Raw genomic sequence first — 26,004 nt, forward strand, 5'->3', positions numbered from 1 at the left:
TGCTGCGCGCACTGGGTGAGTTCGAAGCCTTCTACAACACCCATCGACCCACCAAGGCATCACGAACGCCCGCCCGCTGCGTCCGCTACCACCGCCGATCACCGCCCCAGACCGAATCGCCCGCCTGAACATACGACGACGCCAACGCCTGGGTGGAATCCTCAACGAGTACGAGCATGCCGCTTGACCTGCATGGATGAGATTCTCGGCAAGCGCAGGGTGCTGGACACCGACGGGCACATCCCGCGCGATTGGTTCGCAAGCAGGTCTGGGATCCGGCCGTCCGGGCCGCCGGTATCGGTCGGCGCGTGCGAGTGCGAGATCTGCGGCACCGCCTGATCAGGAGTTCGCCATGACCTCCCTTTTGGAAGGCAAGCGCTCGTGACCGGCGGCTCGAGCGGGATCGGCGTCGCGACCGCCCGCGCACTGGCGGCCGACAGCGCGGGCGTGGCGATCGGCTACGTCGCCTCCGGGGAGAAGGCCGATGTCCTCCTGCGCCGCCTCGGCCGGATCGCCGTGCCGCACCGGCCGGGGCAAGCTAACCGCCCAGTACCACACCCCCGGCGGCCTGGCAGGCCCGCACGGCCGGCCTGCCCGCGTCCAGCGCCGATCCCCCCGCCGACCTTGCACTAGGACGAATCTAGGACGGCCGACGGACCCGTGTCCATAGCGTCACCGCAGCGGGGCTCACCGAAGAAGTGGGCACGCAATGTGCGGAGCGTTCCTTCGGATTCCGCGCTTTAGGGGACTAGGGGAGGTGGCCAGACCCAAGCAATGAGCATGCCAAGCGGGAGTGACCGCTGCGTTTGAAGACCAGTTCCAGCACCAGCTTCAGCGGCGACACCACGAAGCGGATCTCAGCCACACCCTCGGCATCCAACTCGACACGGATCACCGGCCCGTGCAACGCCCCTCCTATACCCGACGGCTACCAGGCATGAAACATCCAAGACGTCACAGGCCGACTTCGACGATTAAGACGCCGCGGCACACCAGCACACTCATTGAGAGGTGTGCAACCTTTCACCGGCGGCGACATGCGCCAGCCGGAACACGTCACGAATTTCTCAGAAACCCACCTCAGCCGAGATGAAGAACGCCGCACGCCGGATGGCGGCCCCGACATTGCGTCAATGTAGGGGCGGCGCCTGACATACGAGTGCCACCGGTCGCTGTGACCGTCGGCTGCTGCAGGTGTTTCGCTCACAGGAGCCATCGGAAAATGAGTAACGTCCCTGAGCCCTTGGGTCTCACGCGCCGGCGTTTCCTCGGTGCGGCCATGGCCGCAACCGGAGCGCTGGCCCTGACCACGATCGATTTTGGTGCGGCCCGGCCCGTCCGAGCCGCCACATATCCGAAAGGTCTGGACTCCAATCAGGACCCTGACCCCGGCCAGATCGCAGCGGCCGGATACACCTTTCTGTCCTATTACCTGACAGGCCCGGGCAGCATGACGGCGGCGAAAGTCGCCGCGTGTGCGGCCCATGGTGTCGCGGTCATCGCCAACTTCGAGCAGCTCGCCGACCCTACCGGCCGCGGACATTCCGGTGGCCAGTCGGACGCTCAGACAGCGCTCGCCGCCGCCAACGCCTGCGGCATCCCCGGCGACCGTCCCATCTACTTCAGCCTCGACTACGACGTACAGCCGTCCGGGTTCGCAGCCGTGGACGCCTATCTGGACGGGATCGCCTCCGTCCTGCCACCCAGCCGGATCGGCGTCTACTCCAGCACCTGGTGCATCGACCACCTGGCCGGAAACGGCAAGGCCTCCTGGTTCTGGCAGTCGATGTCGGGAGGCTTCTCGGGCGGCCAGAACGCCACCCTCAATCCGCATACGCACATCTGGCAGCGCGGCTACTACACCACTCCCGGCGGTGCGAGCTGTGAGTGGGATTACGCAATCACCACCGACTACGGCCAATGGGGCACCCATCGTCCCCAATCGGCAGCTCCGTTGTGGGATTCGAGTTGGTCGGTGTTCAATCCGGTCTCTGGTACGACCACGGTGTTCGGGCGTGGCTTGGACGGGTCGATCGGGTTCTCTCAGAATTCGGGTGGTGGTTGGTCGAAGTGGGTCGAGGTGAACCCGTATTGGAAGTTCGCGGGTGATCCGCGGGCGGTGTTCAACACGGCGACCAATACCACGATGGTGTTCGGCCGGGGCACCGACGGATCCATCGGCGTCTCCGAGAACTCTGGTGGCGGTTGGTCGAAGTGGGCCGAGGTGAACCCGTACTGGAAGTTTGCCGGTGACCCGACCGTGGTGACCAGTCCGACCTCCAACTACACGATCGTGTTCGCTCGGGGCAATGACGGGTCGATCGGGTTCTCTCAGAATTCGGGTGGTGGTTGGTCGAAGTGGGCGGAGGTGAACCCGTATTGGAAGTTCGCGGGTGATCCGCGGGCGGTGTTCAACACGGCGACCAATACCACGATGGTGTTCGGCCGGGGCACCGATGGGTCGATCGGTGTCTCCGAGAACTCTGGTGGCGGTTGGTCGAAGTGGGCCGAGGTGAACCCGTACTGGAAGTTTGCTGGTGATCCGACTGTGGTCACTAGCCCGACGTCTGACTACACCGTCGTGTTCGCTCGGGGCAATGACGGGTCGATCGGGTTCTCTCAGAATTCGGGTGGTGGTTGGTCGAAGTGGGCGGAGGTGAACCCGTATTGGAAGTTCGCGGGTGATCCGCGGGCGGTGTTCAACACGGCGACCAATACCACGATGGTGTTCGGCCGGGGCACCGATGGGTCGATCGGTGTCTCCATGAATTCGGGTGGCGGTTGGTCGAAGTGGGCCGAGGTGAACCCGTACTGGAAGTTTGCTGGTGATCCGACTGTGGTCACTAGCCCGACGTCTGACTACACCGTCGTGTTCGCTCGGGGCAATGACGGGTCGATCGGGTTCTCTCAGAATTCGGGTGGTGGTTGGTCGAAGTGGGTCGAGGTGAACCCGTACTGGAAATTCGCAGGACCCTGACCGCAACCACCAACAATGGCTGGCCACGACACGGGTCCTATCGAGGCTAGGACGTAGAGGCGGGCAGTGTCCAAGCCGCCGACTGCAGTCATCCCGACGCGGCCTGCCATGGGCGCCCGGCTCAAGTACGCATCCCCAACCGCCTTGTGAGTGACGCGTTTGGACCACACTGTGCGTCGTTTCGGAACAGCGGCCTTCACTGCGAAGTCAACGCCTCCGGCGTGCGTTCCACGAACCTCTCGCCCTCCGATTATTGCTCGGCCAACATCAGCGCAACGGGTGGCGGCTACGTCCGCGGAAGCGCCCAAAAACCACAAAGAACCACCACTCGCGGCAATCCCGATCGCCGGCTACGGGCAGCGGCCCGTCGCCGAACAGCAAAGGGGTCAAATGTGAAAGTCTGCATCAGATCAAGGTCGGCAGCGGCCGTGCTCGCTGCCTTCGCGAGCCTGCTCCGCGTTTGCGTTGCTGCCAGCCCGGCGGGCGGTGGCCGTGCGGTAGGCACGCACAACGGCCAGGGAAAGCAGCTCGCTAACCGTCCACGACGAAGGGTGAGGCACCCGCTCATCGGCGCCGCGCTGACGGTCGCGATCGTCGCCACTACCGGCACGGTACCCGCAGCGTCGGCGTCAGCCGCAGTGAGCCGGAACCAGATCGTGTCCATCGCTCACAGCCAACTGGGCAACGGCTGCTCGTCGACCTATGACGGCATCTCATGTGATCTCGAGTGGTGCGCCGCCTTCGCGACTTGGGTCTGGGGGCAGGCTGGCGTCGATGTGTCCACACTAGGGTGGACCGTCACCAAGTTCGTGAACTACGGCGACAGCAATGGCACCTGGCACGACCCGACCGGCTACACTCCCCAGCCCGGCGACGCGATGATCTTCGGTGGTCAGGGATACCCGACCAAGGCCAGCGGTGGGGCGCATGTCGGGTTCGTTGAATCCGTGCACGCGGACGGCACTCTCACCGAGATCGGCGGGAACCAAGGCGGCCACGTCACCGAGGTGACTGGTACGGCCCAGCAGATCGAAGCCCAGCTCGAAGGGTCTGACTACAGCTTCCTCGGCTACGTCTCCCCTGTCGGAGTCGTCAACACCGCAGTTCCGTCGTGGGATTCGAGTTGGTCGGTGTTCAATCCGGTCTCTGGTACGACCACGGTGTTCGGGCGTGGCTTGGACGGGTCGATCGGGTTCTCTCAGAATTCGGGTGGTGGTTGGTCGAAGTGGGTCGAGGTGAACCCGTATTGGAAGTTCGCGGGTGATCCGCGGGCGGTGTTCAACACGGCGACCAATACCACGATGGTGTTCGGCCGGGGCACCGATGGGTCGATCGGTGTCTCCGAGAACTCGGGCGGCGGTTGGTCGAAGTGGGCCGAGGTGAACCCGTACTGGAAGTTTGCCGGTGACCCGACCGTGGTGACCAGTCCGACCTCCAACTACACGATCGTGTTCGCTCGGGGCAATGACGGGTCGATCGGGTTCTCTCAGAATTCGGGTGGTGGTTGGTCGAAGTGGGTCGAGGTGAACCCGTATTGGAAGTTCGCGGGTGATCCGCGGGCGGTGTTCAACACGGCGACCAATACCACGATGGTGTTCGGCCGGGGCACCGATGGGTCGATCGGTGTCTCCGAGAACTCGGGCGGCGGTTGGTCGAAGTGGGCCGAGCTGAACCCGTACTGGAAGTTTGCCGGTGACCCGACCGTGGTGACCAGTCCGACCTCCAACTACACGATCGTGTTCGCTCGGGGCAATGACGGGTCGATCGGGTTCTCTCAGAATTCGGGTGGTGGTTGGTCGAAGTGGGCGGAGGTGAACCCGTATTGGAAGTTCGCGGGTGATCCGCGGGCGGTGTTCAACACGGCGACCAATACCACGATGGTGTTCGGCCGGGGCACCGATGGGTCGATCGGTGTCTCCATGAATTCGGGCGGCGGTTGGTCGAAGTGGGCCGAGCTGAACCCGTACTGGAAGTTTGCCGGTGACCCGACCGTGGTGACCAGTCCGACCTCCAACTACACGATCGTGTTCGCCCGCGGCAACGACGGCTCCATCGGGTTCTCCCAAAACTCCGGTGGGGGCTGGTCGAAATGGACCGAGGTCAATCCCTACTGGAAATTCGCAGGACCCTGACCCACCCTCGGGAATCGCGGAGGCTTTGCTGCCTCTCAGTTCCGTCGTAGCGCCAGGACCGTGCGAGGGCGGCAGGGGTAAACGAGCGTAGCCCCTCGCAACTGATATCGAGGGGCTGCTGCCCCCCGAGGTCTTCCCTCGACCGTACAGATCACCGCCCCCGCCATTGCCGCCGCGAACTACGGCGGCAATGGCGGCCGGATCGGCCTTGAACACCTCATCGAACAAAGCGGTGAACTTACTGTCCCGATCTCTGATCAAGAATCGGAAGTCGTGGGCTCGATCACCCAGGTTGAGCATCAGGTTGCGGGCTTGCTGAGCCACCCGGCCGGCGGTCGGGTTCGCCGTGACCCCCAGCACGTGGACACGGCGCGTGGAATGCTCGACCACCGCGAAGCAGTAGAGGCGGGCGAGTGTGATCGTCTCTACGCTGAAGAAGTCACATGCCAAGATTCCGGATGCCTGGGCTTTGAGGAACTGTGCCCAGGTCGGGTCACTGCGCCGGGGTGCAGGATCGAACCCGGCCTTCTTCAAGATCGTCCAGGCGGTGGCTGGGGCGACTTTCCGGCCCAGACCGGTGATCTCGCCAGCGATGCGGCGATATCCCCAGGTCGGGTTCTCTGTCGCCAACCGCAGTACCAGGGGCCGGATCGAGGGCCGGGTCGGTGGTCGTCCCGGCTTGCGTTTGGGGTAGGTCCAGCGTCGTTTCACCAGGTCGGCGTGCCAGCGCAGGTGTGTTCGTGATGTGATGAACAGATGCTGTCGACGGTGCCGGGGCAGTAGCCGCGCGAGCGCGGAGACGTCTTCACCAGCCGCCACGCAGCTCACGTCACCGCCGATGATCCCTGGGGGCACGCCAACTCCCTGGAATGGGCCACCACCTGCCCCCCACCACGCCACAACTTCACCGCCATTCCCCGCATCCGCTCCGAACGCCCCGCCTTCGACCTCCACCACCCCTACGCGGGAACCAGAGGCACACCGCAGACACCTGCGGCGCGCAACGAAGCAGGAAGGAGGGGCATACCATGAGCGACTCCCGTCAAGAGCGTGACTACCCCCGGCTGGCGTTTTCCACTCCAACCTGGTTCGTCGGCGGGCACCTCGATGCGCACGGCCGCCGGGTGGGTACGGCCCTCACCGCCTGGGCCGACAACAGCGGCGTGATTCGTCCGATCGGGTCGCGTGGGTCTGGATGACGCCGGTATGCATGGTCACCTGCTGTTGGCATCAGGCCAGCGATAGCACGCCGACGGCGAGCAGGGCGATGATCTTGATCACTTCGAGGGCGATGTAGCCGAGGTGCAGGAGAGACGGCGCGACCTGGCCCCCGGCCTGTGGGGTGATCGCCAGGGCCCGGGTTGGGGTGGCTGGAGGCGGCGGCGGACGACGGCCGCCCCATCCCTCTGCCGATTGCCGGAAGGTCTAGAGCCCGGTGCCCGGCCTCACAGCTGCTGGTGTTCCAGGTCGGGCAGGAGCACGGTGCTCTCTTGCTCGCGCGGGTCGGTGCGGGCCAGCACGACCTCGGCTGGCTCGCTGTCGCTGAGGTTCACTGGCATGTGCGGGGTGCTGGCCGGGATGTAGATGAACTCGCCCTGGCGTGCTTCGAGGTAGTGCTGCAGGTCCTCGCCGTACCAGGCACCCACCCAGAACCTATGGATTAAAAGTCCACAGTTCTGGAGAAATTCCCTACTCGGCGCGCTACCACGTCCTGTTTCACAGTACCACTACGTGCCATTTGATCCGCGTTCGCCATTTGCTTCTCGGTGCATCGGCCGCGGGCTGTACCGGGTGCTGCCGGGCCGTACCGCGACCTACGAGCACCCGCCGAGCACCCATCCCCCGTCCGAACGCGTGCGATACCTGCAGTGGTCACGTGACCGAAACCCTCGCGGACCGTCGCGGCTATCTCCGCGTGCTCGGGCGCATGCCTGCGTGCCGCCGGTCGACCGCGGTCAGGTGTGTGTGCCCTCCGGTGGGGTGACGCGGTGGAGGCCGAGGTTGGCACGGAATGTCGGTGCATGCCTATAGCGTCGAGGCCATCGCCTAGAGATGAAGGACGTTCCGATGCTCTACCGACTCCGACCTACAGCAACGCTGGAGTGGTCCGATCTTCCAGGCAGTGCTGCCTTGGAAGCTGCGGTTAAGCATGGTGCTGACCTCGATCGGCTCGATTGGCAGCCCACTGAGAGCCGCGTCTTTAGCAACGACCTGCTGCGTATCGCGCTGAGGCATGGCATCGCGACCAGGTTCGGCATTGCGCTCGACGCTATTCACGTAGCCGATCTGGGCCGCGCTGATGAGATCCGTATCAACCAGCAAGCGGTCGACGAGAGCGAGAGCCGGCTACGTGGCTCCCACCGTGAGCTCATGGAGCGCCTTATGCCGGGTTCGAATGCCATCGGTGAAGAGCTCGCCGACCGCGTCCGCGAGACGAGCGATCGAGCGGCTCGGGAAGCCGAGGAGGACCTCGCCGAGGTCCTTGCCGCTCCCGTCAAGAAGGAGCTTGTGCAGCACTGGGCGGACTTGGGCGGGCGCCTGCCTGACTGATCCGCCATGGTGAGCGGGTATTCCCCCAGGTTCAGACACCCCTGAGCGTCCTGGATCACGGGGGTCTGCGGTGAGAGTGGTCCTGCGCGGCAATCAAGGTCTTGCCCGAAGAGTTCAAGGCCGATGCGGGGACGTTTTATCCGTTGAATCCGACGCAGACATACCCGTCGGTGGATAAGGATCGGGAGCAACCGTGCGATGCCGTGACTTCAACCGCCGGACTCTCGCCTCAGAGCTTCGTTCTCGGCTTCAAGTTCGACGATACGCGCTTCAAGTTCTTTGCGTGTGCGACGCCGCGGACGGTCCTCGGTACGGGGCGTCGAGGTGGCCACGGGTGCTGTACCAGCTGTGCCCAGCGGCTTAGCCGCGATGATCATCGCTGGAGATAGGCTGCATTCGGGACATCGGGAGCTTCCGGTAAAGGCCTGGTGGATGGTCTTGTGGCTTCTGTGTGCGGTCTGTTCGACAACGTGGCCGCAGTACAGACGAAGCCGCCAGCGCATGAGCTCGGTTTCGGACTGCTGCGCAGTGGCTTGGAAGATCGCTCTTAACTTTGCGATCTGTTCTGGTTTGAACGGCGGCATCTTGGCCGCTGCCCGCTTCGCCGCCTCGGCTATCTCGACGAGGGACTGTTGCCGCCGTTGATCTCGGCGCTCCAATACATGCTCAGCGTCTGGATCGCCGAGGTGCTCGTAGTCGGTGAGGTCCTGCTCCATCTGGGGAAGGCTAGTGTGTTGCTTCTCTGGGTGGGGTGTTTATTCGCGATCTGGAACGACGTGCCGCCTCGGGGCGGGCGCGAAGTGATTGCATGCTCACGGACATCTCGCAAGTCGTGGCGATCGGAGTGTCCACACTTCCAGAGGATTGCCAACACCTCGCCGTAGCCCACATCGAAGTGCAGGATCATCGCCATCGCGAAATAGGCCATCACCCGGGCCGGGAGCGTATGAACCCGCCGCTCATGAGCATCCCACTTATCCGCCACGGCATCGACCACGTCCGGAGCGAACGCCGCAGTCAGCACACCGATCCCGATCCGCTCCGCCAGGCGCCCCTCGGCTCCCGCCTTGACCTGCTGCACTGCTCGTGCCACAAGCAGATCATAGAGGAGAGCCGGTCACAAAGTTAGCGGCATTGGACTATGTCCAACTCCGGTCCTTGATTGACGCAAATGCGGGCGATTGCCGCGTGGCAGCACGGCTCAGGCTCGTGAAATGTCGCGAAGGAATGGACGGCATTCCTGAGATGTCGTCGCGATCGGCGTGGCGTGTCGGCGCCCTCCAGATCGATACGCCAGACTTCCTCGTCACGGAAAGCTCTGTCGTGGTCACTTAATGAAGTGTGACGGGGGTTTAGTGATGTTGCCTGCAGACGAGCAGATGCTGCGCCGGAGGGCGCTGGTCAGTGCCGCCGTTCGGGCGGGTTATGCCTGGACGTGCCGTTTCGAGCAGCTGGCGGCATGGCGTGAGGTCGCGCGGATGACCGGGGTGGTGATGTCGATCTGCGGTCCGGGGCAGGGGCCAAATACTCCGGATACGCTGATCGCGGCACTGGCCCACCCCCTACGCGATCTTCACCCGCAGTTGTTCGCGGAAGATCCGGTCGGCGAGCTCTCAGTCCTGGAGAACGGTGAGTTGACCTCCGCGGTCTACACCTACGGCTGCGAGCACATCGTGGAGCTGCTGGGCAAAGCCGGCGGGCTTGATCCGGGGCGGAAATGGATTCCGTCCTGGGCGTGGATGCAGGCCGAGCTGGTGGAAAACGAGGCGTTCCAGCGGATCTACGACGGCGCCAGCGAAGCGGAGTACACGGCGCATCGCCGGTTCGTCGTCGAGCACCCCGCAGGCCAGCTGAAGAAGCTGACGGATGAGTTCAACGCGAAGGTGGGGTCTCGCCGGTCGGTCGACTACGAACCGTTCGAAGCGGACCAGGTGTTCGAGGGGCGGTACTGGTGGCCGTGCCCAGTGTGCCGGTGGCCGATGCACGTCAGCGGCCCAGAAGTGCAATGCCAGTTCATTCCGCACAACGCGGTTTACTACGTGCGCCGCGACGGCGATCAGCCGCGGCTGCAGCGCCGGGACGGCCATGTGCCCCGTCAGCCCCGGACACGCCGGTACCGCGCGGAAGGCGAGTTGCGCAGTATCCGTGTCCAGACCTCCGTGTGGCGGCACATCGTCATCCCGGGCCTCACCGAGATCGCCTTGTATGAGCACCTCAAGAAGAAGGAGCGGCAGGGGCTTGAGGCGAGCCTGTGGCCCGGTAAGGACACCGTCGACGTCGGCGTTCGCATCCTCGCCACGCGCTGGAGCAAAGACTTCGACGTCAAGGACTTCAGCTCGGCGGCCGTCCTGGCCGATGCGCTGCGGGCCAAGCCGCCTGCCGCACGCACGATCGTCATCCCCGATTACCGGGGCGAGGCACAACGTGACGAACTACGGGACCTGCTGCCGAATCTGGAGGTGCTGCTCGAGCGGCAGGCACGCGCCCAGGTGGCGGCTCAGCTGCGGCGGGCCAAGCGCGCATGAACAGCCGCATCCCAGACGAGGAGGCTGAGGGCAAGACGGAAGGCCGAGTCCTTCCGTTGGTCATTGCCTGCGCGTGCGCGCTCGCCGAACATTACTTCCCGGTACAGACGCCGTCGGGGGAGTCCGGGACCGCCATCGAGCGAGTCCATTACCTGCTCAGCGGGAACTACGATGCCTGGTCGCGGTATCCCCGGCTCTCCCTGGAGGAACAGCGGCGTATCGGACGGATGCTGCGGCATCGGATGAACAAGCTCGCGAACGCCGAGTCGCTGCGCACCGACCTCGCACACTTCACCGATGACGGGCGCCTTTGCCAGTACGTCTTCGTCGGTGAGGAGACGCTCGCGGCCCGGCACGGCATGAATCCCGGCCGCCTTGCTGATGCCCTCCTTGATGAACTCGATCACATCAGGCTCGAATCCGGTGGCGTGACCAGGCCGGCGGAGCCGGGCCGGTATGTGACGACGCTGCGGATCCCGGTCGGACAAGGCGAGAGCGAACCAGTCGAGGCGCACTACACCCTCGCTGAGCACCAGGCACCACTGGAAAAGCAGCCACCGCTGGTCCGTACCGCTGGGCTGGCCGAGGAAGTGACGCTGAAGCTCCGACCCTTCCTGGAGCTGAACGTCACTCTCGACCAGGACGCCGGCCAGACCTTCCGCACCGAGAATCTCACCAGGCTCATCGAGCATCTGCAGACCGCGTGTGCAGCACCGGACGGGGACGCGATGCAGCTGCGGGCAGGGAACCTTCAGGTGCTTCAGGCACCGACCGGGTTCGGCAAGACCGTGATGATGCGCGGGCTCGGTTCCTGGGCGGTCCAGCAAGACCATCCCATCGCCCTGCTGGTGCCCCAGAACATCAACGCCTTGGAACTGGCATACGGGATCGAGCAGGACCTGGAACGTCTCGGGTTCGCCGGCCCAGGTCTGGTGGTGCCGTTGATGTCGCCGAATTCGATGATCGATGAAGCCGACAAGGTCTTGACCCGTTCGACCGATCACCAGTTCGCCCAGTGGATCAATGCGCGGCTGTATTACGCCTGTGCACTACCTGCGACTGCGTCGGCTGATGCGCAGGTCGACCTGTGGGCGCCAGGGCACGAGCCGTGCACATCGCTTCTGCCCCTGCGCGAACCGCCGGGGCGTGCAGGGCATGGACGTCGTGCCGCTTCTATCCGGCCACGCGCGTGCCCGTTCCGTCCCGGCTGCGGTAAATACCGATTGGTCGAGCAGGCGTGCTCGGCGAAGGTCATCGTCACCACGCACGCCAACTTCTACCAAGGGCGCCTGCACATTCCCGTGCAGCTGGAATCCGGTCTGGTCACAGAGAACATATCGGTCGAAGAGCTCATCTTGCGGCGCTGCCAGATCATCGTTGCCGATGAGATCGACGCCTTCCAGTCCTACGTCCTGGGACGCGCCGGACGCGGCCTGAACCTCGTGCGCGGCAACCAGATCCGGCACCGGCCACTCCTTGAACTCGACGGTCAGCTCATCGAGGCCTTCGGCCGGGCCAAACCAGTCCTGGAAGAGAACATGCGCAACACGCTCATGCGCACGCGTCATCTCGCCGAAACCTACGCCGGGCACCTGGCCCACCGTTCCCTCGGCCCGTCACAGCGCCCCGACCAGCGCAGGACGAAGAAACGCCGGTCCGAGCTGAACAAAAGATGGATCCTGCCCCGCCGTTGGGACGGCTGGTGCGCATCCCAACTCCGCGCTCTGCTCGCCGGCGATCCAGCCATGGCCACCTCACAAGAGCGCCCGCAAGAACACGACCCTGCTCATCGCCGCATCTTCGAATCGATCTTCGATCGGAACACCAAAATCTGGACGTTGCCGGGTCATGTCCGGCCGGTGGCCGAGATCCTGCGTGATGTCATCGACATCGATCAGACCGGTGGCAGCTTCACACACCTTCGCAGACGACTCGACCAGGAACTGAACGACTGGGTTCCGAACCAACGGGTCCGTGCGGAAGTGGTCGATCGGATGCTGCGCCGCGCCTTCCTCGAGCCGCTGAGCCGTCTGCTGTACCGGTTCGTGCACAACGCCCAGCAGCTCAACCTGGTCGGCGTCAAAGCCGCCCGGGACATCGCCGATGTCCTTGGACCCTTCAGCGCCTGGCGGGCCATTCCACACGGTCCGCAAGGGCGTTTGATGTTCGCCTTCACCGAAGACGTCCATCCAGGCCAGCCACACCGTACGCGTCTGGACGTGGCCGCGTTCGGCGGGGACCCTCACACCTACGTCGTCACGCTGGGGCAGATCACCGCGCTGGCGCACAGCGGGCACCCCCGCATCGTCCTGGGGATGTCCGCTACGGCCTACGCCCCCGGCGCCCACCGCCACCACGTCCACACCGAGCCCACCTGGTGGGTCCGTGACGAGGTCGACCAGGCCGTACGGATCGAAGCCGAACCGATCCCCGACCTTGATGACGAGATGATCAAAATCTCCGGTCTGTCGGGCAAGGACCGCGTCGAGGCGACCCTGCGTCTCGGCAAACGCCTGTGGCCACGGCTTCGGAACGAACTCCAAACGCTGCAGGCCGCCAGCACCCACCGCGTCCAGGACTCGATCCTGCTCGCCACCACCTCATACGAAAGCTGCCGCTACCTCGCCCAGGGCCTGTACGAGGCCGGCGCTCCCTCGGGGCTCATCGCCACCGCCATCCGCCCCGGCCTCGGGGACGATCCAGCCGACGCACAACTCGATCCTGTAGATCTCGCCTGGCATGAGGTCCCCGGTGACCGGCTCGAATTCTTCTCTCACCTGCCCAAAGCCCGCATCCTCATCGCCCCGCTGGCCCGCGCCGAACGCGGCTTGAACATCCTCGCACCCCAGACGAACAAGTCCGCGATCGGGTCGATCTGGCTGGCGGTCAGACCGATCCCGATGGTCGACGAACCCGACGAACTCCTCGCTCACGTCGCCGCGCACGCCCTCGACGACGCCGCTCCCAGCGAATCGCCCTGGGAGGAGCTGGCCCGGCGCAAAAGCGTCGCGGGCCAGTACTTCGAGCAGATCGTCACGAGTGAGCGGTACTTCCGCTCACTCCCCTCACGGGCGAAAAAGGCCGTGGCCGCCGAAATGATCATCAGCATGATTCAACTCGTCGGTCGGGCCCGCCGGGGCGGCACCCCCGGGCGAATCAAGCTCGTCGACTACGCCTTCCTCGACCCGCAAGGAAGATCCGGCCTACCTCGCCTCATCCGCGACCTCAAAGCCGACTGGGACGAACGCGGAGTCCTTCCCCTGATGCAAAGCCTCTACGGAACGACCCTCGATGCCTTCTTCTCCTTCGCCGACAGGCACATTCCCCGGGAGTCCTCATGCTGACCACGCTGGCGTTCTTGTTCCCCCACACCGCTTTGGGCACCGTGACCATCTACCCGCTCGAGGAGGACTTTGGGCGCGCCTGGCGGAACCTGCCCGGCTACAGCGACGGCGGCACCAGCAGACCACGCCGCCCTGCCTACGCCGCCCTCGCCACCGCACTCAGCGCCGTCTCCGGCCAGCCGGTGATCCTCATGCCCGACAGCTACCAGCCGGTCGATGACGAGCTCGCCTGCCCCGCGGTCGCCATCACCACCCGCCCCTTCGACCCCGACGTGCTCAAGACAGCCGTACAAGCATGGGAACGCCGGATCACAGGCGACGACGCCGCCGACACCCTGTCCCCGATCCTCTCCCGGGCTCAGATCCAAGCCCGCCAGCTGGCCGACTATGTGCGCGGATCTCAGCAAGGCCGCCCACACGCCCCGCAATGGTTCTACCGCGTCGCCGCCTGGTCCTTCGCCGAACGCCTCGCCCGCGCACCCATGACCATTCCCAACGGCAACCAGCCACTCAACGTGCGCTGGCGAATGGACACCCGCGGAAGCCTGCTCAGCTGGGACCACCTGGCCGAACGCAGCATCAACCGGCAGAGGGACACCGGGTATTCCATCCACAAACTGGACTTCCGCGTCATCACATTGCCAGGCGAACCGCTATTCGCCGTCCACGTCCTGCCCACCTTCAGCCGCCTTGCCACCCACTGGGCCCGTACCCGAACGGCCTTCATCGCCCGCGGCAAAGACATCATCTTGCGCCTGCCCGTCGGCCATCGTCCAACCGGCGATGGAGCCTGGCAGGCATACGTGCGCAACTACGCCGCCGAGGTCGTCGAGGCATGCGGCATGGAAGTAATCGACTTGCCCACCAATGACGAACTCCAGGCCATGAACGGCCCCGTCCGGGTCCTCGTCCCCGGTCCCTGCCAGCACCCTCTCGGCAAAGGCGTCGGCACCCGGTTCAACAAGATCCTCGCCGAGCACATTACCCAAACCGTCCGACGACCGAAAATCCAGCAGGTCGCCTACGCCCGCACACCCATCAAGCTCGAGCGCCCCGTCAAAGGCCCTATCGCCCGAACCGACATCGACCAGGCCGTCCTAACCACCGGCCACAAGCGCGCCCGCATCATCGTCTTGTACAGCGACGGCACCACCCGCCGGCGCATCGCCACCACGCTCGCCCAATACGCCACCACCCCCGACACACCGATCGACTGCAGCGACCGCCAGGACCACCCCCTCACCGACAGGCTCGTGGTCCACTTCCGCCGCGTTCCTGCCATCGACTCTGCCAACCCGGTCGACTGGAACGCTGAACTCCAGTTCATCGACCACCTCGACAACGAGGACACGCTCAACGGAGCGTGGGTGGAAACCATCTGGAATCCGAAGCCCACCAAGAAGCAACGCGAACGCGACGGCGCCCGACACGACCACAAACGCGATCTCCGGCGCGCGCTCTACAACCGCGGCATCGTCTCCCAGTTCCTCGCCCGCCAAGCCACCACCGAGTCCACCGACGAACCCAACACCCCAGAAGGCGTCGGCGACGTTGCCTCTGAACCAACCGACCACAAAGCGCTGAGCGCCATGCGGGACCTACTCTTCCGGCTCGGCGTGGTCGACAACCGTCTCTCCCACGTCACCCAACTGGGAGGCCGCCCCATCCTGGTAGGGATCCACCTACGCCAACAACGCGTCAGCGACAAGAAACCCGGCGGCGCTGACCGCACCCAGATGGTTGAAGTGCTCACCGCCGTACATACCGCTTCCGCTCCCGGAGAACCCTGGCGGGTGACCACCTACGACCATCACTCCCATGACTGGCTTCCTCAAGCCCAGGCCGAACCCGCCTTCGGATGCGGCCCTATCGGCCGGAACGGACACGCACGCCACCAAGACGGCGCCCTGCTCGTCCGAGAGCACATCGAATCGGCTCTCCGGCTCCTGCCCGCCGACCGACCAATCATCATCTTCCTCGACGCCGAAGCCTGCCGAACAATCTGGCCCGGGCTCCAACACACCAAGCTCGGCGACGGCCCCTTGCCAGGCGACTCCCTACTCCCCGCCGACCGCTCAGTCTCCGTCGTAACGATCAACACCTCCTACGGCGAAGTCCCCACCCCCGTAGAAGACACCACCCGCAGACGCACCACACTCAAACGCCCCGCCAAACCCCAGGACTACCTCTACCACCGCACCACCAGCACGGGTGTCACCAGCTGGTACATCGCCCAGGCATCACGCGCCTACACCGGCTACGGCCAAGACGGCAGCATCGGCGGCCTCTACACCCGATTCACAATCCCAACAGAACAACACGCCCTCCTACGAAAGGACTGGCACAGCTTCACCGCCACCCACATCACCGTCCCCCGAGCGACCGGCTACGCCCCAGAAGACCTCGCTGCACTCGCAGCGCGACTCTGCCACCAGACCCTCGCCTGGGACGCCCGAACCCGCCACTCCGTCCCACTACACATCGCGGGCGCTGTAGACAGGTCCCACCCCGAATACCGCGGCCCGAGCATCGATAACCCGGAGCAAGAAGCTTTGAACGGGATCGACAGCGAAGGTTGAAGCGAACATGATCGTAGGCAGAGGTATCAGACCGCCTGCCCGAAACATTGTGGCTGAAGCCATCACCGCTGACTTGACGCCCATTCATCTCAGTCCCTCAGGCCCGACGGGTGAAGCCGAATAGGGAAATACTGCCCGCCTTGAATGCCGTCCTGATTTGTTACAGGCTGAGATACGTTCGGTGGATTCGCAACTCGACATACCGCGCTTTCACCAGCACCGCAAAGTCGCTAGGTTTGCTCAGGTTAGACAAGTCGGCGCATGTTAGCACTAGTATGCGTACGCCTTCAGCCAGCGCCATCTGCACAGCATTGTGGGCGCGGTCGATCCCCTCTCCTGACAGACCCTTGCGGACAACTAGGAGACCGTCGGAACCGCCGGATTGCCGGATCTTGGTAGAGAACTCTCGAATCTGAGCCGATGAAGCATTGTGGTTCTCGTTCTTGCACTCAACCGGCACGAGCGGATCCGTGAAAGGAAGATTGATACGCCTTTCATGGGTTAGCCAAAGATCCGTCTCAGCGCTTTGTGAAACGTCCAGACGGTTACGGTCGATGACCTGTATGCCGGGCGCCGAGTTGAGAACCAGCTCCACAACGTGCTGTAGGCGCATGCCCTTGCCGGTGTTGTGGTCTGCTTGATCTAGTTCACTGAGGGCTCGCTTCACACGCGAGGCGAACGGCGGCGTCATGATTGGCTGTGCACCAGCCTGTCACGCGCCTTTACCAGCAGCCTAGTGAACTGCCGTTTGTTGAGCTGAGCAAGCTTGTCTACACCTACAGTGACAATGACGTAGTCCTCAGCCACATCCCAATCCGGCTCCGCGTGGTCAATGATAAACAGAGCCAGTGGGAGCCTAAGATCATGCAGGCTATCGCGGAGATCGTCTTTCTGCTCGACCCGCGACGCATACATCACTAGGACGGGGTTGAAGGTGGGAGATCGTAGCGCGTCAACCCAAACCGCAGCATCCCAGCCCCGGCTTTCAAGTTTCGGCATGAGGCGAGCGCCAAGGCGTCGCTCCAAAAATGCGCCAATATCCTCTCTCGCCTGCACCAGAAGGTCGCTGTACCGCTCCTCGGCTACAGGTACAGGCAAGTGCCCGGTTTCAGACTGCGCTCGATAGGCAGGCTCATCATGACGATTCCGGCGCGCCATCTTAACTGCGTCCAAAGAAGCAACCATGGCATCCCGCTGAGGTACGAGCGTCGCCCTGAGATCGCCTGCAAGGACTCGAACTGTTGCGCGAAGGCGGGCGCTGACCGCCGACGGGTCACCGTCGGCGAAGACAACAGGCAGATCATGGAGAGCGGCAGGCCATCCCTCGACTACTTCACGAGTTGCGGCCAGCAGGAGAACAGGCCTGGAGATCTTCGATGCTGCAGCGATCAGGGCCGACACTTCAGGCGACAAGCGCCGGTCCTCGATAAAGATAATGATCAATCCGCAATCGCTAAGCGTCTCAGGCAACGAGGAAATTCCTGACCAGTGAGGGTCGGGGTGCGCCGCTACGAACGGGATACTCGCTTGGTTCAGCAGACGATGAGGAAGTCCTGAACTAGAAGCTGTCGCAGCCACCAGACACACGCTCGGTAGCACTTCGCGCTCGGGCTTCTCCATACGGTCATCCTCTCGCATGGGTCCTGCGGCCGTCATCTGTCATATCTTCGCCGATTCTTGGAGTCGCACCGCCAGGCCAATAGACTGCCATACTTTCTATTTCGCTAGCATCGTTTTCTGAGATTAGCAAGTTTTTGCTGCCCGTTCCGGGTCCTGCATAAGTCAGCCATCTGCAAGTCTCAGACGAGTTAGCATTTCCTGAACTTCCCGGCTGTCCTCGTGGTCTGGACCGTAGACCACACACAGGTCTTGGAAGAGTGGCTCTAGGACTTCTGCGGCGGCGTCTGTGTCCCCTTCCGAAAGCAGGAGCGCGCCGATGTTGCGGCGTAGTTCGAGGGCTGTCTCCGAGACATCGCTTTCTTGCGCTCGTACCTGGTCAAGCACTTCGCGGAACTGTTGTAGCGCTGCCGTTGCCTGGCCGAGTTCCGCTCGGCAATACGCGGCCTGTCGACGGCATACCAGCGCGTCCGGGCTGGCCGATCCCTCGGTGCGGATGTACGCGCTGGCCAGGGCATCGAACTCGGGCAGGGCATTGCGGAAAGCACCGCCGATGACGAGGATCGCAGCCCTGCGTAGCCGTAGCTTCAGCACGCGAGGGCTCTCGGCGCCGAGCGCATCAGCGGCCGGGACGATCACTTCCTGGAGCACGTCCGCGGCCTGGGCGAAGCGTTCGTTGCCCAGCAGCCCGTCGCTCGCCTCGACGGCGGCCTTGATGGCATCGCGTAGCCGGGTGCTGGGAACGGCAGTCGGATGAGCATTCTGCTCGACGACTGTCGGCGTGGGGACCGCTGGCGATGCCTGCGGACGTGGACGCGGCGCGTTCGGGCGCCGGTACATCACCGTCGGATCAGGCAGGTCGAGCGGTCGTTCCTCCCCGACAGGGAGCGGTGAGCTCGGCGTAGGCAGGAACGGCAGGAGCCGCTCGTACACTGCGTACGCATCGACCGGCCGCTGCTCCGGGTTCTTCCTCAACAGCTCCAGCACCAGGCGCTCCAGCTCGGCAGGAACGTCGGCGCGCAGTTCACGCAGCGGGCGCGGTGGCGCGGAGATGTGCTGCTGCCACAACTCGAAATCGGTTCTTCCGGTGAACACCGGTTGTCCGCACACCAACTCGTGCAGGATGCAGCCGAGGGCGTACAGGTCACTGCGCGGTGTGATCTGCGCGCCCCTGATCTGCTCGGGCGCCATGTACTGGCTGGTGCCGATCGCCTGGCCGGTCACGGTCAGCTTGGTCGCGTCGGTGCGCAGGATGGCTGCGATGCCGAAGTCGAGCACCTTCACCGTACCGTCGTCAGCGACGATGACGTTGTCCGGTTTCAGGTCACGGTGGACAACGGGAACGGCGTGAGCGTGGGACAGCACCGTGCCAATCTGCGCGGCCATGGCGGCGGCCCAGGCAACGGGCAGCGGCTCGGCCGGATCGACGAAGGCGCGCAGGGAGATGCCCTGGACCAGCTCCATCACCAGGTACAGGCGGTCGTAGGAGTGGTCGAGCACGGCGTCGTACACCTGCGGGACTCCGTGGTGCCGGATGCGGGCGGTGACCCGCGCCTCGCGGCGGAAGCGCTTGGCGAACTCCTCCGCTTGCTCCGTGGAGGCGACCGTGTCGCGGCGGATGAGCTTGACGGCCACCTCGCGGTCGAGAACGGAGTCATAGCCGCGCCAGACCGTTCCCATTCCGCCGGCGCTGATCTTCTCGGTGAGTTCGTAGCGTCCGGCGATCGGCTGCATTAACACCCGTTCCCCTGTCTCCACTCGTGTTCGCCCGGTTACGGAGCAAGTGTCGCGGTATGGAGATCATCCGTCCAGAGGCCCGAACGTCTGGAGTTCGGGGCCTCTGGACGGGCCCGTTCAAGCGACGTCGTCGATGACGCCTTCCTGCTGGCGGATGAGCCGCCAGGCGGCGTTGCGGGCGCTCTTGTTGAGCGAGCTCTTGAAGCTCTTGTCCGTACCGAAGTACTGGCGGCCGAGGTCGGCGATGGTGTCGATGTGGTCGGCCATCTTGTCTTCGAAGACGTCGTCGAACACGACTCCGAAGTTATCCGGGTCGTTGTTGGCGACGGCGGCCTGCCGCACCTTCGGGTCGGCGAGAGCCTCCTCGAACGGCTGTACGACGTCCTGCTCGGTGAAGTCCGTGCCGAACTTCTCGTTGAACCGCTCGATCAGCTCCGACAACAAGGACTTCTCCGGCTCTTTCCCGCCGCCGGAGCCGTCAGAGAAGCCGGGCAGCACCGCGGAGCCTTCCGGGACGAGGCTGATGTCGTGCTCACCGGTGAGCTCCACTCGCATGTGGCTCAGGTCGATCTCGCCGATGTCGACGCCGCCGTCCGCGCGACGCGGCAGCCGGTTGAGCAGGTGCCGGCCGTATAGGTAGAGCCGTTCCAATTCGAAGTCGCGGTACGGGACGATCTGGGCGAGAAAGCCGTACTTGCGGACGTAGTCGTTCAGGTCCGCGCGGAACTTCTCGGCGGTCTGCTTGTCGTCCTCCTCCTCGCTGTCGGCGAGGTCGGTGAAGCGTTCGACCGCTGGGGCGAGGTGTCGATACAACTCGGCGTGCAGCCTCGCCCACTTCGCCGACGAGCCGGCGGCCTTCTCTTCGGCTGTGAGATACGCCGCGGCGAAGTCCTGCATCTCCTGCTCGACGAGAATCGGTGCGGACATGACCCGGCTCTGCGCGGTGTACAGCAGATTCGGATCCGAAGGCAACGTCTCCGCCTCTTCGAAATACGGACGGAACTCCTTCTGAATGTCCTCTGCCTCGTTGACGAAGTCCAGGACGGCCAAGTCGCCTTGGGCCTTGCGCTCGGCGGTCCGGTTCAGGCGTGAGAGGGTCTGCACGGCCGAGACGCCCATTAGCTTCTTGTTGACGTACATCGTCGTCAGCAACGGCTGGTCGAAGCCGGTTTGGTACTTCTCGGCGACCACCAGGAGCCGGTACTCCGGCTGGCCCTTGCCGCCGGAGCGGGTCGCCTTGTCGTCGGCGCGGGTGTAGGCGAACGCCTTCGGCAGCGCGCTCTCCGGCAGACCGCCGTTCTCTTTCGACTCGGTGGTCTCCTCACCCTCGTACGTCAGTGGCCCGGAGAACGCAACCAGCACGCCGATGCCGTATCCCATGTCGTCGATGTGCTGCTTAATTGCCCGGGACATCTGCACGGCGCTCAGCCGGGACCTGGTCACCACCATCCCCTTGGCCCGGCCACCCAGCCGGCCCGCCGTGTGCTTGCGGAAGTGCTCCACGATGATCTTGGCCTGCTGGGCAACAGTCGAGGGATGGGTGACGGCGAAGCGCGCGAGCAGCGGCTTCGCCTTCGACGGGTCGACCTCACGCTCGTCTGGGTTCTCGTTGACCAGCTTCCAGTACGTGTTGTACGTGACGTAGTTACGCAGCGGGTCGAGGATGAACCCCTCCTCGATGGCCTGCCGCATCGAGTACGTATGGAACGGCACGTACGTCGGCTCCCCATCGACGGTCTCCAGCATGCCGAACAGCTCAAGCGTCTTGGCCTTCGGCGTGGCGGTGAACGCAAAATATGACAGGTTCTTCGCCTGGCTGCGTTGCTTGGCCCGCTTCTCCAGCTTCGCCTTGACGGTTGTGGCGCCAGCCTCCTCGGAGTCGGAGTCCAGGCCCAGGTTCCGCAGCGCCGCCCGTACGGCTTTCGCCGCGTCGCCGGACTGCGACGAGTGCGCTTCGTCGACGACGATCGCGAACTTGCTGCCGTGAATTTCGGTGGGGTTGCGTTTGATGTAGTCGATGAGCGCCGGGAACGTGTGCAACGTGACCGTGACGATCTTCCCGGTCTCGCGGGACAGCGCCCGCGCCAGCTGCTCGGACTTCGCTCCATGCTTTTCGTCGATCTTCACGACCAGGCCGGCCGTCTTCTCGAAGCTGCCGACCGTTTCGCGGAGCTGCGTGTCGAGGTTGCGACGGTCGGTAATGATGATGACCTTGTCGAAGACCGGCTCACCGGGCTTGAGCCCGCACTGTACAGCCTTGGGGTCCAGCTCCTTTTGATCGGTGTGGGTATGCAGGTCACTGAGCCGGTGCGCGAGCCAGCCGATGGTATTCGACTTTCCCGAGCCGGCCGACGCCATGACGAGGTAGTTATGGCCAGCGCCGTGCCGGGCGGCGTGCGCGGTGAGCTTCTTGACGACGTCCCACTGGTGATAGCGCGGAAAGATGATCTTCTTGGTCGTCTGTCCGCCGGGGGTCTTGATCTTTTGCAGATGGACGAAGCGTTCGAGGAGGTCCAGCCAGTTGTCTGGCTGCCAGATTTGCTCCCACAGGTACGAGGTGGCGTACGCGCCGAACGCGGTCGGAGAGGGATTGCCTGCGCCGCCGGGCCGGCCGGGACCGTTGGAACCAGTGTTGCACGGCAGAAATTCCGTCTTGGGGCCGCGCAGCTTCGTCGTGACGAATACCAAATCGGGATCGACCGCGAAGTGCGCGATGACGCGCTTGGCGAAGATCACTTCGGTCGGGTCGCGGTCGGAGCGATACTGCTCCTTTGCCTGTTCGACGCCCTGACCGGTGAGGGGGTTCTTCAGCTCCGCCGTTGCGATGGGGATGCCGTTTAGAAACAACGTGAGGTCGAGCCGGTGCCCCCAGTCGGCCTGCTTGGCTGCATACTCCAGCTCCCGGACGACGGTCAGGCGGTTCGCCCGATACTTGTCGAGCACAGAGTCGGAGAGGACGAGGTTTGGCTTGAAATACGCCACCCGGATCCGAACGCCACGGTCCTTCACGCCGTTGCGTAGCACGTCCAGCAATCCATCGGTCGCGATGGCCTGATCCAGTCGCTGGGCAAACCCTTTCTGTGCCGCGTCGGTGTCGTTTCCGTAGAGGGCGATAAGCTCTTCCCACGCGTCGCTCTGGGTGGCGCCGATGAAGGTGTACAGCTCACCGGTGTCGAGCCCGAGATCCGCCCGGTAATCTTGCGGCCGACCTTCTCTCCAGCCGCGCTCCGTCATGACCGCAACGATCGCATCGCCGAACGCTGACTCGGAATGGGCGGGGCTCATGATGTGATTCCCTCCATTATTCCTCGTCCACTTGCGGTGGATATGTCGATCTGTCCAGTTATGGCGGCGGTAATGAGCGCTTGGCGGCGCTCGTTGAGGAGGGTCTCTGCTCGCTTAATTTGTAGCCGAGCAGACGCTATTTGTGCCATTTCGTCATCCAGTTGCTTCACAACTCGACTCTGTAGCTCATGCGGCACTATCGGTACCAACTGGCGATGTAGGTCGTTCCTGTTTACTCCGGGGACCGCAGCTCGAGCCTGCTCCATTTCGTATGGCAACGAACGCAATATATGATAACAATATCGAGGGTTGTTGTCGTTGAAGCTCTTCACGTAAAGGGTCGTGTTATGGGGCCAATACGCAGTATCTATCCAGTGTACGTTTCCAACGGATCCGTATCGCCCAATGACAACACCTGGGCCTTGCGCGAGTGCCGTATTGTGCCAGCCAGCGATTCCTGCGGTGGTAATAACTGGTACTTCACCTGGGATGCGTTGATTTTCGGATAGGTCCGCGCCTCGTTGAAGCTGGAGCAATCTAATTAGGGGTATGAGCTTTGCGTCTGGGTGCATAAAAGGGAACCAGGGTACCTCTGTTGCGATCGTTCCTTCTCGTAGGCGCGATCCGGAGACAGTAAGTGGGAGTGCTACTTTCTCGCGTTCGATCAGCACGCTTTGTAGCCGCACAAATTTGTCTACAAGTTGTCCGATGCGGGCGGTCTCGATGTCGAGGAAGTCGGCGATGCGGCGCTGCTCCTGTAGTGGCGGAATGAAGACCCTGATCTCTCCTAGGTCTTCCGGGTTTATTCGAGGTGTGCGGACTGATCCGCTCTCGGTCCCGCCGATTCCGCGCAAGCGTGATGTCATCTCCCCGACGAACCATGCCGAGCGAAAAAAGTGATGAAGATAGCGCGGTTCGACATCACCCTGAGGCCGGAGAACCATGTAATCGGGACTTACGATTCCCCGCATAGGACTAATGCCAATTGCGCCCTGGAATGCTCTCATGCGGTTTAGGACGATGTCGCCGGCATCGCATAGCTTGTAGTTACTTAGATCCTCTGCTCGAGGAAGATCATCCGTAATGCTGGCGCGGGGCACAACGCCGCGATGTATTGACACCGCGAGCAGCGGCGATTGGTCGGTTCCTGCCCGATGATCGATCACTCGATACAGATATTTCAGACGTAGACTGGACTGGCTCATTCCGTCACCTCGCCAAGCAGCGTCTGGATCTCCGCCTCCAACGCCTTCAACTCGGTATCGATCTCTGTCAACGGGCGGGGTGGTTCGTAAACGTAGAAGTGGCGGGTGAAGGGGATCTCGTAGCCGACCTTGGGTTTGGTGTGGTCGATCCAGGCGTCAGGGACCTGTGTTAGGACCTCGCGTTTGAGGTAGTCCTCCACGTCCTCGTAGAGAGGGACGTTTTCGTAGTCGCGGAGTTCGGGGTCGGGTTCCGGGGTGCCCTTGATGAGCTGAACCTCGCCCTTCGGGTCGCGGATGCCGATGGCGTCGCGCAGGGCCTTGGCGAACGGGGTGCCGCCCGGCCACATTAGGCCGGCCTCGACCACGGCGGTGCGCAGGGCGTCGATCGCCTGCACCTTGGTCGGCCAGGTGGAACCGAGTAGCGGGCGCAGGGCGGCGATGAAACGATCGGCTTCGGCCATCTTCTGGACCGGCTTTGAGGCGGCCAGCGCGGCGAGGGTCTCCTCGGTCAGTTCGAACCGCAGCTTGAGCGGGCGCTCGACGGTGATCCGGCGGTAGCCGAAGTCCTCGTTGCGGAACACCTTGACCTTGCCGTGCAGCGGGTGCTCCGGGTCTGCGGCCACCTGCAGCGCCTCCGCGTACAGGCGGGTGATCTCGGTGATGTGGTCCGGCATGATGATCTTGCGCTTGTTGCCGAGCGACTTGCGCATCTTCTGCCAGTAATCGCGTGCATCGAGCAGGACGACCTTGCCCTGGTGGTCGGCGTCCTTGCGATTGGTGAGGATCCAGAAGTATGTCGAGATGCCGGTGTTGTAGAACAGTTGGTCGGGGAGGGCGACGATGGCCTCGAGCCAGTCGTTTTCCAGGATCCACTGGCGGATCCGTGACTCGCCCGATTCGGCGGCGCCGGTGAACAGCGGGGAGCCGTTGAAGACGACCGCTACGCGGCTGCCGCCCTGAGCCACCGGCTTCATTTTGTCCAGCATGTGCTGGAGGAACAGGAACGAGCCGTCGTTGATCCGGGCAGGCCGGCGCCGAAGCGGCCCGATTCACCGAGGGTCTTGTACTCGTCCTCGATGGCGTCCTTCACCTTCTTCCATTCCACGCCGAACGGCGGGTTGGCCAGCAGGTAGTCGAACGTCGCTCGCTTGTGGCCGTCGTCTGAGAAGGAGTTGCCGAAGGCGATGTTGTCCGGCTCTTGACCTTTGATCATCAGGTCGGACACGCAGATCGCCCACGACTCGGGGTTGAGCTCCTGTCCGTACACCTCGACAGTGGCGTCCGGGTTGAGGGCGGTGATGTGGTCGACGGTTGCGCTGAGCATGCCGCCCGTACCACAGGCGGGGTCTAGGACCCTGCGGGCGGTGCCGGGAACACTGAGTAGGTCCGCGTCGGGGGCCACGAGCAGGTTGACCATCAGCTCGATGACCTCGCGCGGCGTGAAGTGTTCACCGGCCGTTTCGTTGGACTGCTCGGCGAAGCGGCGGATGAGTTCTTCGAAGACGTAGCCCATGTTGTGGTTGGAGACAACCTCAGGATGCAGATCGAGGTCCGCGAACCTGCCGACGACCAGATAGAGCAGTTTCGCATCGTCGAGCCGCCGGATATGCCGGGTGAACTCGTACTTCTCCAGCACCTCGCGGGCGTTGTGGGAGAACGCCGCGACGTACTGCTCCAGATAGGTCGCCGCGTGCGTGTGGTCCTTCGCGATCTTCTTGAGCGTATAGCTGCTCGTGTTGTAGAACGCGTGGCCCGACGCCTTCCTCAGGAAGCGCTCCATGTCATAGCCCTGGTCCTTGAACCGGTCCACCGTTTCGAGGACCTTGTCCCGGGTCGGCTCCAGGACGCATTCGAGGCGCCGGAGCACGGTGAAGGGGAGGATCACCTTGCCGTAGTCGGACTGCTTGTAGTCGCCGCGCAATAGATCGGCGACGGACCAGGCATGGTTCGCCAACTCCGTGTGCTTGTTACTGTCCACCGGGGGTCCTTTCCGTTCCTGACGGGGCTCAGGCCAGGGGAGGGTTATAAGTGTGGTCCGTAGTCGGGCCACTGT

17 protein-coding genes and 1 pseudogene are annotated in these 26,004 nt (G+C 63.7%); 8 read left to right on the forward strand and 10 right to left on the reverse strand.

Features of this window, described 5'->3' with window-relative positions:
* Positions 1–192: 192 nt before the first annotated feature.
* The 4 genes and pseudogenes from ACYVF7_RS22715 to ACYVF7_RS22730 form a co-directional block, all read left to right on the forward strand.
* A complete protein-coding gene (locus ACYVF7_RS22715) occupies positions 193–339 on the forward strand; it encodes a hypothetical protein (protein WP_460344023.1) in 147 nt (48 codons plus the stop codon).
* Positions 340–1,222: 883 nt separating this feature from the next.
* Positions 1,223–2,977 carry a glycoside hydrolase domain-containing protein gene (locus ACYVF7_RS22720; protein WP_460344025.1) on the forward strand — a complete coding sequence of 585 codons (1,755 nt, stop codon included), beginning with the start codon at positions 1,223–1,225 and terminating at the stop codon, positions 2,975–2,977.
* A 428-nt stretch (positions 2,978–3,405) separates the two neighbouring features.
* Complete coding sequence (locus ACYVF7_RS22725; protein WP_460344028.1) at positions 3,406–5,109, forward strand: CHAP domain-containing protein; 1,704 nt, start codon at positions 3,406–3,408, stop codon at positions 5,107–5,109.
* A gap of 807 nt (positions 5,110–5,916) precedes the next feature.
* Positions 5,917–6,141, forward strand: a pseudogene (locus tag ACYVF7_RS22730) (cytochrome ubiquinol oxidase subunit I); the annotation flags it as partial.
* Between the two features lie 413 nt (positions 6,142–6,554).
* Here the strand turns inward: ACYVF7_RS22730 and ACYVF7_RS22735 are convergent.
* Positions 6,555–6,755 carry a cupin domain-containing protein gene (locus ACYVF7_RS22735; RefSeq protein WP_460344031.1) on the reverse strand — a complete coding sequence of 67 codons (201 nt, stop codon included), beginning with the start codon at positions 6,753–6,755 and terminating at the stop codon, positions 6,555–6,557.
* 406 nt (positions 6,756–7,161) lie between these two features.
* On the opposite strand from ACYVF7_RS22735, the gene ACYVF7_RS22740 reads away from it, so the two are divergent.
* Complete coding sequence (locus ACYVF7_RS22740; RefSeq protein WP_460344033.1) at positions 7,162–7,659, forward strand: hypothetical protein; 498 nt, start codon at positions 7,162–7,164, stop codon at positions 7,657–7,659.
* Positions 7,660–7,868: 209 nt separating this feature from the next.
* Here the strand turns inward: ACYVF7_RS22740 and ACYVF7_RS22745 are convergent, their stop codons facing one another.
* Both ACYVF7_RS22745 and ACYVF7_RS22750 read right to left on the reverse strand, forming a co-directional pair.
* Entirely contained in the window at positions 7,869–8,375 is a 507-nt protein-coding gene (locus ACYVF7_RS22745; protein ID WP_460344036.1) for a hypothetical protein, read from the reverse strand.
* The gene (locus ACYVF7_RS22750) at positions 8,273–8,752 is read right to left on the reverse strand and encodes a transposase domain-containing protein (RefSeq protein ID WP_460344039.1); all 480 of its coding nucleotides are present in this window, start codon (positions 8,750–8,752) and stop codon (positions 8,273–8,275) included. The genes ACYVF7_RS22745 and ACYVF7_RS22750 overlap by 103 nt, the downstream gene beginning before the upstream one ends.
* 265 nt (positions 8,753–9,017) lie before the next feature.
* On the opposite strand from ACYVF7_RS22750, the gene ACYVF7_RS22755 reads away from it, so the two are divergent.
* The 3 genes from ACYVF7_RS22755 to ACYVF7_RS22765 are packed head-to-tail and all read left to right on the forward strand — an operon-like array spanning position 9,018 to position 16,107.
* Entirely contained in the window at positions 9,018–10,184 is a 1,167-nt protein-coding gene (locus tag ACYVF7_RS22755) for a restriction endonuclease-related protein (protein WP_460344042.1), read from the forward strand.
* Positions 10,181–13,528: a hypothetical protein gene (locus ACYVF7_RS22760; protein WP_460344044.1), complete on the forward strand. Its 3,348-nt coding sequence runs from the start codon at positions 10,181–10,183 to the stop codon at positions 13,526–13,528. The genes ACYVF7_RS22755 and ACYVF7_RS22760 overlap by 4 nt, the downstream gene beginning before the upstream one ends.
* Positions 13,522–16,107 carry an RNaseH domain-containing protein gene (locus ACYVF7_RS22765; protein WP_460344047.1) on the forward strand — a complete coding sequence of 862 codons (2,586 nt, stop codon included), beginning with the start codon at positions 13,522–13,524 and terminating at the stop codon, positions 16,105–16,107. The genes ACYVF7_RS22760 and ACYVF7_RS22765 overlap by 7 nt, the downstream gene beginning before the upstream one ends.
* Before the next feature lie 160 nt (positions 16,108–16,267).
* Here ACYVF7_RS22765 and ACYVF7_RS22770 read toward each other — a convergent pair whose 3' ends face one another.
* The 7 genes from ACYVF7_RS22770 to ACYVF7_RS22800 form a co-directional block, all read right to left on the reverse strand.
* Positions 16,268–16,798 (reverse strand): hypothetical protein, encoded by a 531-nt coding sequence (locus ACYVF7_RS22770; protein WP_460344050.1) that lies wholly within the window; start codon positions 16,796–16,798, stop codon positions 16,268–16,270.
* Positions 16,795–17,727, reverse strand: a complete 933-nt coding sequence (locus ACYVF7_RS22775) for a hypothetical protein (protein WP_460344053.1) — start codon at positions 17,725–17,727, stop codon at positions 16,795–16,797. Before ACYVF7_RS22775 ends, ACYVF7_RS22770 begins: the two co-directional genes overlap by 4 nt.
* A 162-nt stretch (positions 17,728–17,889) precedes the next feature.
* Positions 17,890–19,458, reverse strand: a complete 1,569-nt coding sequence (locus ACYVF7_RS22780) for a serine/threonine-protein kinase (RefSeq protein ID WP_460344056.1) — start codon at positions 19,456–19,458, stop codon at positions 17,890–17,892.
* Between the two features lie 120 nt (positions 19,459–19,578).
* Complete coding sequence (locus ACYVF7_RS22785; RefSeq protein ID WP_460344059.1) at positions 19,579–22,746, reverse strand: type I restriction endonuclease subunit R; 3,168 nt, start codon at positions 22,744–22,746, stop codon at positions 19,579–19,581.
* Positions 22,743–23,951: a restriction endonuclease subunit S gene (locus ACYVF7_RS22790; protein WP_460344062.1), complete on the reverse strand. Its 1,209-nt coding sequence runs from the start codon at positions 23,949–23,951 to the stop codon at positions 22,743–22,745. Before ACYVF7_RS22790 ends, ACYVF7_RS22785 begins: the two co-directional genes overlap by 4 nt.
* On the reverse strand, positions 23,948–24,925 hold the full coding sequence (locus ACYVF7_RS22795) for an HsdM family class I SAM-dependent methyltransferase (protein ID WP_460344065.1): 978 nt from the start codon (positions 24,923–24,925) through the stop codon (positions 23,948–23,950). The genes ACYVF7_RS22790 and ACYVF7_RS22795 overlap by 4 nt, the downstream gene beginning before the upstream one ends.
* Positions 24,922–25,929 carry a type I restriction-modification system subunit M gene (locus ACYVF7_RS22800; protein ID WP_460344068.1) on the reverse strand — a complete coding sequence of 336 codons (1,008 nt, stop codon included), beginning with the start codon at positions 25,927–25,929 and terminating at the stop codon, positions 24,922–24,924. The genes ACYVF7_RS22795 and ACYVF7_RS22800 overlap by 4 nt, the downstream gene beginning before the upstream one ends.
* Between the last annotated feature and the right edge of the window lie 75 nt (positions 25,930–26,004).

The organism is Actinoallomurus acanthiterrae (genome assembly GCF_054775715.1).

Coding starts and splice junctions, on each gene's coding strand:
- ACYVF7_RS22715 (WP_460344023.1), top strand. CDS start 193: ATGGATGAGATTCTCGGCAAGCGCAGGGTGCTGGACACCGACGGGCAC.
- ACYVF7_RS22720 (WP_460344025.1), top strand. CDS start 1,223: ATGAGTAACGTCCCTGAGCCCTTGGGTCTCACGCGCCGGCGTTTCCTC.
- ACYVF7_RS22740 (WP_460344033.1), top strand. CDS start 7,162: ATGAAGGACGTTCCGATGCTCTACCGACTCCGACCTACAGCAACGCTG.
- ACYVF7_RS22745 (WP_460344036.1), bottom strand. CDS start 8,375: ATGGAGCAGGACCTCACCGACTACGAGCACCTCGGCGATCCAGACGCT.
- ACYVF7_RS22755 (WP_460344042.1), top strand. CDS start 9,018: ATGTTGCCTGCAGACGAGCAGATGCTGCGCCGGAGGGCGCTGGTCAGT.
- ACYVF7_RS22760 (WP_460344044.1), top strand. CDS start 10,181: ATGAACAGCCGCATCCCAGACGAGGAGGCTGAGGGCAAGACGGAAGGC.
- ACYVF7_RS22765 (WP_460344047.1), top strand. CDS start 13,522: ATGCTGACCACGCTGGCGTTCTTGTTCCCCCACACCGCTTTGGGCACC.
- ACYVF7_RS22770 (WP_460344050.1), bottom strand. CDS start 16,798: ATGACGCCGCCGTTCGCCTCGCGTGTGAAGCGAGCCCTCAGTGAACTA.
- ACYVF7_RS22775 (WP_460344053.1), bottom strand. CDS start 17,727: ATGGAGAAGCCCGAGCGCGAAGTGCTACCGAGCGTGTGTCTGGTGGCT.
- ACYVF7_RS22780 (WP_460344056.1), bottom strand. CDS start 19,458: ATGCAGCCGATCGCCGGACGCTACGAACTCACCGAGAAGATCAGCGCC.
- ACYVF7_RS22785 (WP_460344059.1), bottom strand. CDS start 22,746: ATGAGCCCCGCCCATTCCGAGTCAGCGTTCGGCGATGCGATCGTTGCG.
- ACYVF7_RS22790 (WP_460344062.1), bottom strand. CDS start 23,951: ATGAGCCAGTCCAGTCTACGTCTGAAATATCTGTATCGAGTGATCGAT.
- ACYVF7_RS22795 (WP_460344065.1), bottom strand. CDS start 24,925: ATGAAGCCGGTGGCTCAGGGCGGCAGCCGCGTAGCGGTCGTCTTCAAC.